We start from the raw sequence: 13,118 nt of genomic DNA on the forward strand, positions 1-13,118 counted from the left end.
GCTCCCGTATGCTCTCTGGTGAGGCAGCCTGATTGTCGATCAGGTGAGGGCGGGTTCGAATCCCCCCGGGGGCGCTGGGACAATCGTCCGGTACATCCGTCATCAAACCCTCGCCCGGGGGCCGGGCCGAACGATGATGGTTATCGCAATTGTCCCACGTATTTGCCGTCGTAGCTCAGCGGGTAGAGCAACTGACGCCTTCTTCGACAAACTCGTCCGAGTCGGGCCGGCAGAGGAAGGTTATCGTTATTCAGGATGTCACGGGTTCGAGCCCCGTCGACGGCGCAGATTCACGGTTCGGGGTGATGGTTCAACGGAAGAACACTGCCCTTGCACGGCAGGGATCGGGGTTCGAGTCCCCGTCATTCCACGAAATGCGGTGGTGGTTCAACGGCAGAATCCGAGTGTGCCATACTCGGGATGGGAGTTCGACTCTCCCTCACCGCGCTCTTGCACTCGTATTGCTAGTGGGTCAGGCAGCCGGACTCTCAATCCGGTGACGCGGGTTCGATCCCCGCCGAGTGCGCAAATCCGCCGAGGGGGTGAGCTGCTGACTCGCCCCCTCATTCTCTCCCTGTCCTGGCGGCCAGGCGTCGGTCTACGAAGCCGACTGGCGAGGTTCGACTCCTCGCGGGGAGACCATGCCCTCGTCCTGCCGGTGCATGCAGGCGCGAGCGTCCGAAGCTCGACGTTCCAGGTTCGACTCCTGGCGAGGGTATGTCCGAATTCATCTGGGTGTGGCTCAACCTGGTAGAGCGCCGGCTCGGGGTGCCGGAGGCTGGGGGTTCGAATCCCCCCACCCAGACAAGGCGCGCAGAAACATCTGGGTGTGGCTCAACCTGGTAGAGCACCGGCTTCGGGAGCCGGGGATTGGGGGTTCGAATCCCTCCACCCAGACCATGTCCACGTGGCGAAACTGGCAACCGCAGCGGTCTCAGAAACCGTGCTCGAAAGGGCAATGAGGGTTCGACTCCCTCCGTGGATATCATGTCGTCGTGGCGGAATGGCATACGTAGCAGGCTGAGATCCTGTGCCCGCGAGGGCGTGTGGGTTCGACTCCCACCGACGACACCAGCATCCCGCTGCTCGGGTGGCGAAATGGCAAACGCGGCCGGTTCAAACCCGGTTCATTGGGGGTTCGACTCCCTCTCCGAGCACCGGACCATCGCAGTTGGAGAGCGAAATGAAGAAGAAGAGATAGGACGGAGAGGTGGATCATGACCGCGCAGACATTGCTGCTCACGCCCTGGATGGTGCCGCATCAGGTCATCTCCTGGCAGACCGCCGTGACCCTGAGCTTTCTGGGTAAGGTGGAGGTGCTCGAGACGTACGACGACGAGATTCGCTCGCCCACGATGACCATTCGCGCGCCGGCGGTCGTCCGGCTCAAGCGCCATGGGAGTTCGCACAAGCGTGGCGTCAAGTTCTCCCGCACGAACGTGTTCGTGCGTGACGACTTCCGCTGCCAGTACTGCGGTGTCCAGAAGGACGCCGGCGAGCTCACGTACGACCACGTCCTGCCGCGCGTGCAGGGCGGCCGGACGGTCTGGGAGAACATCGTCGCGTCTTGCCAGAGCTGCAATACGAAGAAGCGCGGTCGCACGCCGGAGCAGGCGGGTATGAAGCTCTTGAAGAAGCCCGTGAAGCCCCGGTGGCTGCCCGCAGCCCCCGTCGTTCGGCTCGGCGCGCGCAGGATCCCGGAGATCTGGGTGCATTACTGTGCCGCGAGCTGAGGTCCCCCCGCGGGGCCTTTTTTCAACAATCCCTCATCGAGGAGGTACTCATGACGCTCGAAACCAATCAAATGGCGGGCGTGCGGATTCGTTTGCCCATGGAGTCTGCGGCCGTCGCTGCAGTCGTGCTCGTTGGTGTCCTCATGCTCGCGATCGCCTCGCGGATCGTCGAGGTGAACGGGGCTTCACGGCCGGCAGGCGCGCGCTCGACGAGCGCGGCGTCGCCCGCCGACGCGCCGGACTCGGCGCGGTTGCTCGCGGATCGAGGACGCCCTGGGCGGCGGTTCTGAGCATGACCGTCGAACGTGACCCTCACCTTCACCCCCACGCGGCGCTGCGGCGTCGAATGGGGATCTGGAAGAAGAACTGGTCGGGGACCAGGCCTGTTTGGAAAACAGTGCGCACCTTTGTAGGTGTGAGGTTCGAGTCCTCCTTCTTCCGCCGTGGAGAGCATTCCGGGTGTGGACCCGGCGCCGTTTTGAACACGGAGGGCAGCCTCGCTGCGGGGTTCGACTCCTCTGCTCTCTGCCATTCTGGAAGACGAACTGATCAGGGATCAGACCTGTTTCGAAAACAGTGGGCACCTACGGGTGTGGGGTTCGAGTCCTCCGGCTTCCGCCAGGTGTATCTGGAAGCGAGAATCGGCCGTGGGGCCGAGCCCGTTTGCTACTCGGTGCGTGCCTCCGGCATGGTGTTCGACTCACCCCGCTTCCGCCGAGATCACTTCGATGGCAGGAGAGGCTCGAGCCCCGAGAGCACGAGCACCTTCATGAGCTCCTCCCCGAGCGGCTCCTGCGGGCGTTTTGCGGCGAGCGTCCACAGGTGGCGCATGATGGGGAGCCTGCCGCCTTCCGCGTCGCCGATACGTACAGCCTCCGTGATCCATCCGCTGCCGCCCGGGTTTTTCCGGGCAGCCTCCACCAGCGCCGGCGTGAGTGCCTCGAAAAACAGCCTGGTGGCGTCCATCATCGGCTTTCTGTGGCCTTCGTCGACGTCATCATACGTCCGGAAGTTTTCGAGCTCGAAATTGGCGAGGAGCTCGTCGACGGCCTCGATCGACATCCTTCGCTCGTTCTCGACGATGACGGCCGGCGCCTCGAGCTCCTTCAATCGGCGGAGCCGGTTTCTCCGGTTCACGATGCGCCGATATGCGTCGTGTAGCGTGCGGCAGAAGCACGCCTCGCCCACGAGCGCCTGGGATTCCTCCACGGTGGCTGCGCGAAGTGGGGGCGAAATCACGGGGATCGACCACCAGACGAGCTCCTTGGGGCACCAACCATTCGCCTGCCGCCCCGCCGCTTCGGCCTCGTCGACGCGCGCGACGAGCGCGGCCGGGTCCTTGTAGGAAAGCTCGAGGATCTCCTCCTCGGTCATTGCGAGGAGCGGCGCCAGGAGCTGCCGCGCCGGCCACGGGACCACGGGCTCGACGAGCGCGACGTGCCCGCATCGCCGGAGATCCGGCGGATTGCCGAAGATCGACGGGCACAAGAGCCCTCCCGGCTCGGGACGTCCGGTGCTGAAGTTCAGCGTCTCCGGGCGCTGGATGTCGCCGGCGGACCACGATGGTGATCGCTCGGCGGCCGCGGCTTCGGGGAAGAGATCGAGCGTGCGGCCGCCGAGCCGCACGCCGAGCCCGAGCAAGCGGCCGAGCGCGCGGAGGCGCTGGAGGAGCAGCGACGACGGCAGGTCCATGGAGACGGTGACGCTTTGGGTTTCGCCGGGCATGAAGTCGCCTGTTTGCGTCAATCGACGTCGCGCGTCAATGGCGCCCGCGGGTCCGGGGCTTCCGCCCGGAGCGCTTCGTGTGGTACGATCGTCTCGTGATACGCAGCCTCCTCAGCACTGCGGCCTCGAGCTTCGATACCGCCGTGGGCGGGGCCCTGCTCCTCCGGCGCAGCCGGCCCAAGGGGCAGCCCGATCCCGAGGCGCTCGGCCACGCAGCGCGTATGGAAGCGCTCGCAGAGCTCCGGCGCACGTACGACCGGCCCGAGCATTATGAGCCGACACACGGGTTTTTCGCGCCCCCCGCCCCCCTCACGCCCTCCATCACCCGCGTGCGGCCGATGGGCGGGCCCGAGCCCGGCACCGTGCTGGATCTGACCTGGCCGAGCCTCTTCGAGCCGCTCGCGGAGGACATCCGCGCGAAATATCTCTCGCACGAGGCCAACGCCACGGCGGCGGCCCGGCTCTTCTTGCACGCGGGGCCCGCGCGCCCGGCCGCGATCCTCGTTCACGGCTATCGTTGTGGTCAGTATCGGCTCGAGGAGCGCATCTGGCCCGTGCAATGGCTCTACGACCGCGGCCTCGACGTCGCGCTCTTCGTGCTCCCTTTCCACGCGGTGCGCTCGCACGAGGCGTCGCCGCGTTTCCCCGGCGGTGATCCGCGCGTCACGAACGAGGGGTTCCGCCAGGCCGTGCTCGATTTGCGCGCGCTCGTCTCGTTCTTGCGGGATCGCGGCTCCGAGGCCGTCGGCGTCATGGGCATGAGCCTCGGCGGGTATTCGACGAGCCTGCTCTCGACCGTCGACGATCGCGTCGCGTTTGTGGTCCCGATCATCCCGCTCGCCTCGATCGCCGACGTCGCGCGCGCCGCAGGGCGGTTCGTGGGCAGCCCCGAGGAGCAGCGGCGCCAGTACGAAGAGCTCGACGCCGTGCACCGCGTCGTGAGCCCGTTCGCGCGTCCGTCGCGGGTCGCTCCGGAGCGGGTGCTCGTCCTCGCGGCGAAGAGCGACAAGATCACCCCGGTGGATCACGCGCGCCGCCTCGCCGACCATTTCGACGCTCCGCTCGAAACGTTCCACGGCGGTCATTTGCTCCAGTTTGGCCGGGCAGACGCCTTCCGCGCCGTGGGGCGGATGCTCGGACGAATGGGTATTTTTTCCCGCAGATGAGCACGAGCGGCGAGCCCCCGAGCGAATCGACCCTCGTCCTCACGAACGTCACCGTGAGCGAACGTATGCTCCGCCCCGCGCGCACGTTCGGGCTCGTGGGCCTCGCCCTTGCGTTTGCACCGCCGCTCGTCTCCGTGACCCTCGACGTCCTCCGGGCCGTGACCCGCGCGCCGGCAGGGGAGTTTTACGAAGATACCATTTTACCGATCGTGTGGCTCGTTTGCGCCTTGTCCGCGCCCGCGTTCGGCATCGGGAGCGTGGTCTTGGGGATTCCGACGACCCGGGGGTGGCGAGGCCCGGCGCGCGTCCTCGCGCATGCCGGGGGCCTGACGTTCGAGCGCGGAGAGAGCATCGTCCAGTTCGTACCTCGCGCGGGCATCACGGACGCCGTCGTCGTGCCGGGCCCGGATCCGCGCCTGGACGTTCACCTCGTGCGCGGCAATGTCCTGTCCATCACGCTGCCGAGCGAGGAGCAGGGGCACGAGGCAACGGAGAAGCTCGGCTTTTCGCCCAGCGATCGGCGGCTCTCGATCCAGCTCGCGTCGCCACGAGGCATGATCGTGGCCGCTTGTATGGGTTTGCCCGTGATCGGGCTCGTGCTCGTCGTGTTGGTCCGCGCGTTGCACGATATTGGAATACCCAGGACGATGCAGGACGTCCTCGTCTTCGTCGCGGCGGTCTTCGTGACGTGGCTCGTCATTCGGGCGCAGAAGCCCGACGAGATCGTCATCGGCACGGACGGCGTCGTCGTGCGGCGGTTGTTTTCCCGGACATACCATTCCCACGCGGACATCGAGCACGTGGAGGCGAAGGACAGCAAGCTCGGGTTTGGCCTGCGCGGGGCAAAGAAGCTCGTCACCGCGGCGAAGGGGGAACCTCGGCTCATCCAGGCCGCCGCGCAGCGGATCGAGGGGGCGCGGAAGACGGGCGCCGTCGCCGAGGACGGCGCGAGGATCGCCGAATGGCTCGATCTCGGCGGCCGCTCGGTCGCGGCGTGGCGGGCCGAGCTCCCGGACCTTCTGGGGAATGCCAATTATCGCCGCGCGACCGTGACGCCGAGGGAGCTCGCCTCCGTGCTCGAGAATGCCGCCGAGCGTCGCGACCGCCGCCTCGGCGCCGCCATGCTCCTGCGGATCGCGGCGCCCGAGGAGGCGTCGAGGATCCGAGGCGCGGCGGACGCGGCGGCCGACGAGGACCTGCGCGCCGCGCTCGAGCGCGCCGCCGAGGAGGAGCTCGACGACGCGGCGATCGAGCGGGCGCTCGGCCTCACGCGTAAATCTTGATCATCTTCTCCAGCCGGCCGAGGGCGCGCGTCAGCGACTCCTCGCCCGGGCCGAACGAGAACCGCACGTGGTGACGGAACCGCGAGGCCCGGTGCGCCCTGCGTTTGCCCGGGTTCACGTCGAAGAACTCGCCCGGCACCACGATGACGCGGTGCTCGAGGGCGGCCCGGAAGAACGAATGCCCGTCGTTGATGCCCTGCGGGAGGTCCGCGACGGAGCCGAAGCAATAAAACGTCCCCTCGGGGGCCACGTCGACCTGGATCCCGAGCTTGCGCAGGCCCTCCAGCATGAGGTCGCGTTTCTTCGCGAACGTCCGCTGGATCGCCGCCGTCTCGGCCTTCACGTGCTCCATGTCGAGCAGGGGCACGGCGGCGCGTTGCATCGGCTTCGAGCCGCCGCCGTCGAGGAAGCTGCCCGCGCTCGCCACCGCGTCGATCACCTCGCGCGGCCCCACGGTCCAGGTCACGCGCCAGCCGGGGTATCGCCAGTTCTTCGTCAAACCGTCGAAGATGACCACCGGATCCTGATCGACGTCCTCCACGTACCGCGCCGCGCTCTCCATGGGCGCGGGCCCGCCGAGGCCGTACACGTAATGCGAGTAGAACTCGTCGAAGAGCATCGTGCAATCGAGGTCACGCGCGGTGCGGACCCACGCGGCGAGCTCCTCGCCTCGAATGTGTTTGCCCGTGGGGTTGCAGGGGTTCGAGGTGAGGATGGCGCCGAGGCCGCGACCCAGGATCTCCCGCCGGAGATCGCCCACGGAGAAGGCATAACCGCGCTCGCTCTCCAGCAGGATCGGGATCGGGGAGAAGAGGCGGAAGACGTCGAGCAGCTCCTCGTAGGCCGTGTAATCCGGGAGGAAATGGCCGAGGTTGATCTGCCCGAGGGCGGCGGCCGCGCGCGTGAGCGAGGCCCGGCCGCCGCCGGAGACGCTCACGTTCTCGGCGCTGTACCGCGAGGGCATGCCCCTCCGGTAGGCGCGGTTGTAGAAATCGGCGATCGCCTCGCGCAGCTCCCACAGGCCCGCGACGGGCGCGTACTCCTGATCGTCACCCGCGATCGTCACGGCCTCGCATCGCGGCGGCGCGCCGGGCAAGGGGCCGGTCTCGGGCTGGCCTTGGCCGAGGTTGCACCAGGCGTCCTCGCCCCCTGCGTCCACGCTGGGGCGATAGCCGTGTTTCTGGGCCTCGCCCATCACGTAAATCACCCCCGTGCGGGGCACCTTGCGGAATGCGCCGAGGGATTTCTCCTCGTTTGGGCCGCGCAGGATGGGCTCGCTGCGTGTCTTCGCCGGAGGGAGGGCCTCGGCGCCTTCGGGGGGCGTCTCGATCGTGTCGTTCGTGCTCATGGCAATGGATCCGTCAGGCCTTGGCAGGGGGCATCGATTCGGGCTCGTCTCGGAGGGTGACGACCTTCGGCTCCACCGATTTCGGCAGGAGCGCGAGGAAGAGGCCCAGGCAGAAGGCGAGCGAGATCAGGGTGAGCGCGGTGTATTTGTCGTCGTTCCAGTAGGAGCTGATCCACACGAACTGGCTCAGCGCCGCGAGGCCGAAGAGCGGGGCCTCGAAATCCCTCCGCACCTTGGTGAGCGGCGCCGAGAGGATCATGAACGAGTAGTAATAACAGGTGAGCTGGGACAGGAGGATCATCCAGATCTGCCCCAGGCACTGGGCCACCCACAGGTTCTTGAGGCGGCGCTGCACGTAGATGCTCAGCGCGAGGGTGAGCCCGATGATCAGGTACGCGACGATCTTGTACTTCTTGTACCGCTCGTTGCGCATGTTCTTCCAGGTCTCGAAGGGATCGATGAGCTTGATGTCCTTCGTGAACTTCATGCGCCCGGAGGCCTTGCTCGCGGCCTCCTTGTAATGGAAGACGTCGCCGATCTTCTGGACCGTGTCCGGGCTCAGGAGGCCGCGGGCCTTGAGGCCGTCCGAGAGCGGCGTGAGCGCGTCGCCGATCTGCGAGATCGCCTGCGACTTCATGTCGTGCGCGATGATGACGCGCAGGCCCATGTGGTTCGTGAGCGGGGTCTGGTCGTGGACCTCGAGCGTGTGCTTGTAGAAATCGTGGTACGAGCGCGGGCCCGAGACCGCGATGCTGAGCGGGATGAGCACCGCCGCCGCGGCCGTGCCGCCGAGCAGCATCTGCACCTGCTCGCCCGACATCTTGCGTTTTCGCACGATCGTCCAGCCCACCGTCACGAGCAGGCCGACCACGCAGAGCCCGGGGAAGATACGCAAGAGTCCCGCATACACGAGCGAGGCGCCCGCGAGCTTCGGGTACTTCTTCCGGAGCAGGCAGACCGACAGGACGAGGAAGAAGATCCAGTCCTGCCGCAGGAACGCGCCGCCGGTCCAGTAGAACGGCGCCGACGACTGGCAACCCCAGAAGATCGCGCCCACCGCGAAGACGCGCCAGCCGAACGCCCACCACAGGGCGACGAACATGCCGAGCGTGTAGACGAGGTCGAGCGACGAGAGGAACTGGCAATACCAGACGCTCGCGGGCTGCAGTTCGGCGAAGAACCGGCCCATGATGGTCCACACGGGCGGCGGGTTGTACCCGTGGTCCTTCTGCATGTCCTCCCAGTAACCCTTGCCGGAGACGGCCCGGAAGAACTTCACGTCTTCCTTGAACTTCTCCCAGCGCTCCGGGGGGAAATGGTCCTTGCAGGTCTCGCCGGGGTTCTCGAGGAAGTGCGCGGCGGGAACGAGGAGGTTGTCGCCGCCGAGGTTGCGGATCTTCTTGTCCGGGTGCCGCACCTCCTTCGTCATGTCGATGCGCTCGACCCGGCCGTTGTCGTGCTTGTAATTGACGACCCCGAGCTCGTCCTGCGCGACGAGGGCGCACTTGTAGAGGCCGTCGTACCCCATTTCCTTGAAGTACTTGGCCCCCATGTAATAGTGGAACTGATCCCATCGGTGGTAATACTGCGGGTATCCGAAGCGGAACCCGTTGAAGTAAGCCACGATGGAGGCCACGGCGAGCGTCACGCCGATGTACTTCTTCCAGCGCTCGGAGACCGGTCGCTTCATCGCCGCGCGGTGCTGCTCGTAGAAGACGCAGCCCGCCGCCGTGATGGCGAGCGCGGCCTTCATGATGTCGACGGTGCGGGCGTGGTCGTCGGTGAGCTTCGTGATGCCGAACGCGGCGAGCGCGACCGTGCCGATCACCGCCACGTAGCGGAACCAGACGCGAAGGCGCTCGTCGATGGATCGATCGACGAACCACAGAAGGAAGAAGTAGACGCCACCGACGCTGACGAGCAGAGATATCTGCGAGATGCTGAGCTGCTTCATTCGACTTCGTGCGGCAGAAGGCCCGCTCTCTCGCCGCCTGGGACGGCCGTGAAGGCGAGAGCGGGCGGGACGTTCGGCGACACCTTAGGCGGACCTCGGCCGATTGCCTAGTGCGATGAGCCACGTCCCGACACGCAGCGCGTCAGACCCCGCGGTTGGCCGCTGCAAACGGCCCTTCGCAGCGGGGTCGGGAGGCGCCCGAGGGGAGGACCGGACACGACCGGAGCGAGGCACGCTCGTCCCCGGAGGTGATACCTGAAGGGCTCGTTCTCCCGCCTCGGGCGGAGCCGAGATGCGCGAGAACACGCGCGAAATCCCGCGCGCTTCGGCGCTTCGCTCGTGTATCGTCGCCTCGTGGTCACGAGAGTGATTTCGCCATTCTTCGCGGTGGAGCCAGGGGGTCGCGGCAGGTCGTCGTCGCGTGGTGATCAGAGCCCGCCGTCGGGCGTCACGCGATCGGGTCGCGGCGAGCGCGAGGAGGGGGAGATGGGCTTCGTGCTGGAGTCGGGCGACGCCGCGGGGCCCTTGCCCTGCAGGCTCGTGCTCGGCTTCCGCGAGGCGCTCTCGGCCGCAGAGGATCCGAGCGTCGTGATGCCCGCGCGGCTCGTGATCGTCGAGCCCGACGTGACGACCGACGACTGGCTCGCGCGCTGGTCGGAGGACGATCAGCAGGTGCGTCGCACCGTGACGATCTGCAGGACGCACGACGGCACGAAGGTGACGGCGGTCGTGACGATCGCGTCGTACGGGCGCGGCACGGCGACGTCGCTCGCGGTCGAGTCGGTCACGCTCCCGCAGCGCCGGCGCATCGTGCGCAGCGGCGTGCACCCGAAGTCGTTCCTCGACGCGGTGCTGTCGCGGGTGCGCAGCCAGAGCACGAGTGGTCAAGTGGCCGCGAGCCTCGAGCCGCAAGACCCGTCGCCCTCCGCGTGAGCCCTCGAAGAAGAGCGCGTTCGCCCGGCATTTCCGCGTTTCTCGGTTTGCGCCGTGGACGCCAAAGTGATAAGGTCGCGACAGTACCGGAGGGATTCGTGTCCGGGATTGGTCCTGCTGGGGAGTACCCTGGCGTCGGTACGAAACCACATCGTCGAGCCCTTGGCGCGTCGATGCTTCGAACGAACACCCACGCCTGCCGAGCGCGCGAGCGCAGGCTCGGCAACGGGGTGCCGGCAAGCCGGAGGAGGGATGGTCACCATGCAGAATACCCGTGGCTCTAACCCGGAGGCTTCGGGCTACTGACCATCACGTGGTGCTCCGGGCGGCGTTCGCGCTGCCGGGCATCAGGTCCTCCGGCATGGAGTCGCCATAGGACGCGCCTCTTCACCGGCGGGCCGGGTCAGAGTTGGCCTCCGCTTGGATCTCGACATCGACGGGAGTCGACGCGGTATCCAGGCCAGGGATGTGGGGCCTGAGCGGGCTGGAGGTGAGACCTCCGGCCCGCTCTTTTTTTTGTTTCACGCGCGGCTCGCGCCACCCTCTCGGCGATGTCTCTCTCCGCTCGGAAGACGCTCCTCGTTGGCCTCACCGCGTCGATCGTCGGCTGCCTCGGCGACGGCAAGGTCGATCCTCATCACCCCGGCGAGCCGCTCGGCACGTACCAGGTCGCAGCCACGCGTGAGACGAACACATGCGGCGAAGGCGCGCTCGGCTCGACGGCGACGTGGCAGTTCCAGGTCCGCCTCTCGCGCGGCGACGGCGAGCTCTTCTGGGACAGCGGCGCCGAGGTCACCTCGGGGACGCTCGGCGCCGATGAGCGCCGCTTCTCGTTCGACACGCAGGTCGCCGTCGACATGCGCGCGGGCGAGACGAAGGGCCCCTTGCCACCCTGCGCGGTCGTGCGCGGCGATCGCGCCGAAGGCCTGCTCGACGAGGACGCGGGAGGCTTCACGGGAGAGCTCGCGTATACGTTCACGCCGTCGGAGGGCTCGGACTGCGCAGACCTCGTGACGGGCCCGGAGCCCGCGTTCGCGGCCCTGCCGTGCATGATGTCGTACGTGCTCGATGCCGAGCGGATCGTCGCGCCACGCTGAGATCCGCGGCCCTCGTGGTAGATCCGGGCGGCCTTGGTCTCGGCCTACGACAAGAGCCTCGCGCGACGCGCGCTCGGGATCGCCGCGCTCGTCGGGTGTGTCGTGGTGCTGGTCGTGACGGCGACGGACGAGGGCGCGGGCCTCGCGCGGAGGGTGGCGCTCTGCGCGGCGCTCGCGCCGGTGGCGGGCGGGATCGGCGCGCTCGCTGCGTCGAGGATCGCCCGCGCGAGGGGCGAGACGCGCGCGCTCGAGGCGCTCGGCGCGCACCCCGGCAGGGTGTTGCTCGGCGCCGCGCTCGGCGGGGCGATCATCGCGGCGATCGGCCCGGCCCTCGTGCTCGCAGACGTCGCGGACCTCGAGCCGCTCTTCCCGAGGCCCACGGCGCCGAGCGTCTGGATCGCCGAGCCGGACGGAGGTTTGCGTGACGTCGTGCGCGGCGCGAGGCTCGGGCCCGGCGGCGCGCTCGAGGTCGCCGCGCGTTCACCCGAAGCCCTCGCGCCGGTAGGGGCTGGCGAGCGCCGCGTTGCCGTCGGGCTCGCGCTCCTGATCCTCGCGGTCGGGGCGCCGCTCGGGGCCACGCAGGAGGGTGGTTCGTCGGGCCGCGCCGCGTTCGCCTTGCTCCTCGTCGTCGCCATGATCGCCGCGTTCCAGCTCGTGGCCGCGGGCCACGTGGGCGCGTTCGTCGTGTGCGTCCCGCCGCTCGTCTTGCTCGCGCACGCGCTCGTCTCGCGCTACCGTGCCGTCCCTCCCCGATGAGCGAACCGATCGTATCGCAGGGCGGACTCCTGGGCCGGTTCGGCGTCGTCGTGCACGGCGGCGCCGGCAACGTCAAACCCGAGCGTCGCGCGAAGCACGCCGAGGGCTGCTTGCGTGCCGCGCGCGCGGGCCTCGAGGTGCTCCGGCAGGGCGGCAGCGCGCTCGACGCCGTGGAGCGCGCCGCGCGCGCGCTCGAGGACGACACGCTCTTCAACGCGGGCACGGGCGCGTGCCTCGACGAGGAGGGGCGCGTCGCGCACGACGCCTCGATCATGGAGGGGAAGGGCCTCGCGGCCGGCGCGGTGTGTGATCTGCGCGGCTTCGCGAACCCGATCTCGATCGCGCGTGCTGCGCTCGACGATGGTCGACACGTGCTTTATGCGTCCGAGGGCGCGGCGCGGTTCGCGCGGGCGCGTGGTTTCGTCCCGGTGGGGGACGAGGCGCTCGTCACGGAGGCGGCGCGCGAGGCGCTCGCGACGGCGCGTCAGGGCGCGATGCCGATGGGCTGGGCGGGCAATACGATCGGCGCGGTGGCGCTCGACGGCCATGGCCTGCTCGCGGCGGCGACGAGCACGGGCGGCGTGGTGAACAAGCGCGTGGGGCGGGTGGGCGACTCGCCGATCATCGGCGCGGGCACGTATGCCGACGACGAGGCGGGCGCGGTCTCCACGACGGGCCACGGCGAGGGCATGATCCGGCTCTGCATCGCGCGTACGGCCGCGGAGCACATGCGCGGGGGCCTCGCCGCGGAGGAGGCGGTTCGCCGCTCGATCGAGCATCTCCGGGGCCGGATCGGATCGACCGGCGGCGCCATCGCGATCGACCCGCGTGGCCACTACGGCCTCTCGCGCTCGACGGCGTCGATGTCGTGGGCGGCGACGTGGGCCGAGGGGGAAGCCTCGGGCTTCTGAATCGTGGTTCTTCCAGGCCCAGGGGCCTGATGCACAGACGGGCCACCTTCGTCAATTCTTTTGCGACGAAGCCCGACCGGTGTCTGCGTTTTCCCTGGATCCTTTGTAGATCCGGGTAGATGGGCGCGGGGGTTTGGTCGGCTTTCGTTTTGTCGTCCCGCGATATTTACGCCTGCCGTGATTTCGTGCCGGAGGGGGGAGAAGCGGGCAAG

The 13,118-nt window shown here is 68.2% G+C and carries 11 protein-coding genes and 12 tRNA genes; 20 read left to right on the forward strand and 3 right to left on the reverse strand.

Annotation, left to right across the window (positions count from 1 at the left end; genetic code table 11):
• The 14 genes from GF068_RS15650 to GF068_RS15715 all read left to right on the forward strand — a co-directional run bounded on the left by GF068_RS15650 (position 1) and on the right by GF068_RS15715 (position 2,174).
• A tRNA-Asp gene (locus GF068_RS15650) sits at positions 1 to 74 on the forward strand.
• Positions 75 to 164: 90 nt separating this feature from the next.
• Positions 165 to 285, forward strand: a tRNA-OTHER gene (locus GF068_RS15655).
• 14 nt (positions 286 to 299) lie between these two features.
• Positions 300 to 370: transfer RNA gene (locus tag GF068_RS15660), tRNA-Ala, on the forward strand.
• A gap of 6 nt (positions 371 to 376) precedes the next feature.
• Positions 377 to 447: transfer RNA gene (locus GF068_RS15665), tRNA-Gly, on the forward strand.
• A 5-nt stretch (positions 448 to 452) separates the two neighbouring features.
• Positions 453 to 526, forward strand: a tRNA-Glu gene (locus GF068_RS15670).
• Between the two features lie 44 nt (positions 527 to 570).
• Positions 571 to 642, forward strand: a tRNA-Arg gene (locus GF068_RS15675).
• A gap of 89 nt (positions 643 to 731) precedes the next feature.
• A tRNA-Pro gene (locus GF068_RS15680) sits at positions 732 to 805 on the forward strand.
• An 18-nt stretch (positions 806 to 823) separates the two neighbouring features.
• Positions 824 to 900: transfer RNA gene (locus GF068_RS15685), tRNA-Pro, on the forward strand.
• Position 901: 1 nt separating this feature from the next.
• A tRNA-Leu gene (locus GF068_RS15690) sits at positions 902 to 985 on the forward strand.
• Positions 986 to 989: 4 nt separating this feature from the next.
• Positions 990 to 1,074, forward strand: a tRNA-Leu gene (locus tag GF068_RS15695).
• Between the two features lie 10 nt (positions 1,075 to 1,084).
• Positions 1,085 to 1,157: transfer RNA gene (locus GF068_RS15700), tRNA-Leu, on the forward strand.
• A gap of 60 nt (positions 1,158 to 1,217) precedes the next feature.
• Positions 1,218 to 1,733, forward strand: coding sequence for an HNH endonuclease (locus tag GF068_RS15705; protein WP_153820186.1), 516 nt, complete (start codon positions 1,218 to 1,220; stop codon positions 1,731 to 1,733).
• Between the two features lie 50 nt (positions 1,734 to 1,783).
• A complete protein-coding gene (locus GF068_RS15710) occupies positions 1,784 to 2,023 on the forward strand; it encodes a hypothetical protein (protein ID WP_153820187.1) in 240 nt (79 codons plus the stop codon).
• A gap of 66 nt (positions 2,024 to 2,089) precedes the next feature.
• Positions 2,090 to 2,174 (forward strand) — tRNA-Ser (locus tag GF068_RS15715).
• Between the two features lie 279 nt (positions 2,175 to 2,453).
• On the opposite strand, the gene GF068_RS15720 is transcribed toward GF068_RS15715, so the two are convergent.
• Positions 2,454 to 3,458 (reverse strand): hypothetical protein, encoded by a 1,005-nt coding sequence (locus GF068_RS15720; RefSeq protein ID WP_153820188.1) that lies wholly within the window; start codon positions 3,456 to 3,458, stop codon positions 2,454 to 2,456.
• 95 nt (positions 3,459 to 3,553) lie between these two features.
• Here GF068_RS15720 and GF068_RS15725 point away from each other — a divergent pair, with 95 nt between their 5' ends.
• Together GF068_RS15725 and GF068_RS15730 are read left to right on the forward strand one after the other, a co-directional pair.
• On the forward strand, positions 3,554 to 4,624 hold the full coding sequence (locus GF068_RS15725) for an alpha/beta hydrolase family protein (RefSeq protein WP_153820189.1): 1,071 nt from the start codon (positions 3,554 to 3,556) through the stop codon (positions 4,622 to 4,624).
• The gene (locus tag GF068_RS15730; protein ID WP_153820190.1) at positions 4,621 to 5,907 is read left to right on the forward strand and encodes a hypothetical protein; all 1,287 of its coding nucleotides are present in this window, start codon (positions 4,621 to 4,623) and stop codon (positions 5,905 to 5,907) included. The genes GF068_RS15725 and GF068_RS15730 overlap by 4 nt, the downstream gene beginning before the upstream one ends.
• On the opposite strand, the gene GF068_RS15735 is transcribed toward GF068_RS15730, so the two are convergent.
• Entirely contained in the window at positions 5,891 to 7,255 is a 1,365-nt protein-coding gene (locus GF068_RS15735) for a pyridoxal phosphate-dependent aminotransferase (protein ID WP_153820191.1), read from the reverse strand. The genes GF068_RS15730 and GF068_RS15735 overlap by 17 nt on opposite strands.
• A 13-nt stretch (positions 7,256 to 7,268) precedes the next feature.
• Positions 7,269 to 9,209, reverse strand: a complete 1,941-nt coding sequence (locus GF068_RS44265; RefSeq protein ID WP_206079483.1) for a hypothetical protein — start codon at positions 9,207 to 9,209, stop codon at positions 7,269 to 7,271.
• A 354-nt stretch (positions 9,210 to 9,563) separates the two neighbouring features.
• On the opposite strand from GF068_RS44265, the gene GF068_RS15750 reads away from it, so the two are divergent.
• The 4 genes from GF068_RS15750 to GF068_RS15765 all read left to right on the forward strand — a co-directional run bounded on the left by GF068_RS15750 (position 9,564) and on the right by GF068_RS15765 (position 12,906).
• On the forward strand, positions 9,564 to 10,142 hold the full coding sequence (locus GF068_RS15750; RefSeq protein ID WP_153820192.1) for a hypothetical protein: 579 nt from the start codon (positions 9,564 to 9,566) through the stop codon (positions 10,140 to 10,142).
• Positions 10,143 to 10,693: 551 nt separating this feature from the next.
• Positions 10,694 to 11,239 carry a hypothetical protein gene (locus GF068_RS15755; RefSeq protein WP_153820193.1) on the forward strand — a complete coding sequence of 182 codons (546 nt, stop codon included), beginning with the start codon at positions 10,694 to 10,696 and terminating at the stop codon, positions 11,237 to 11,239.
• A gap of 33 nt (positions 11,240 to 11,272) precedes the next feature.
• Complete coding sequence (locus GF068_RS46255; RefSeq protein WP_153820194.1) at positions 11,273 to 11,995, forward strand: hypothetical protein; 723 nt, start codon at positions 11,273 to 11,275, stop codon at positions 11,993 to 11,995.
• A complete protein-coding gene (locus GF068_RS15765; RefSeq protein ID WP_153820195.1) occupies positions 11,992 to 12,906 on the forward strand; it encodes an isoaspartyl peptidase/L-asparaginase in 915 nt (304 codons plus the stop codon). The genes GF068_RS46255 and GF068_RS15765 overlap by 4 nt, the downstream gene beginning before the upstream one ends.
• Positions 12,907 to 13,118: the final 212 nt, after the last annotated feature.

This window comes from Polyangium spumosum, assembly GCF_009649845.1.
In the GTDB taxonomy this organism is placed as follows: Bacteria; Myxococcota_A; Polyangia; order Polyangiales; family Polyangiaceae; genus Polyangium; species Polyangium spumosum.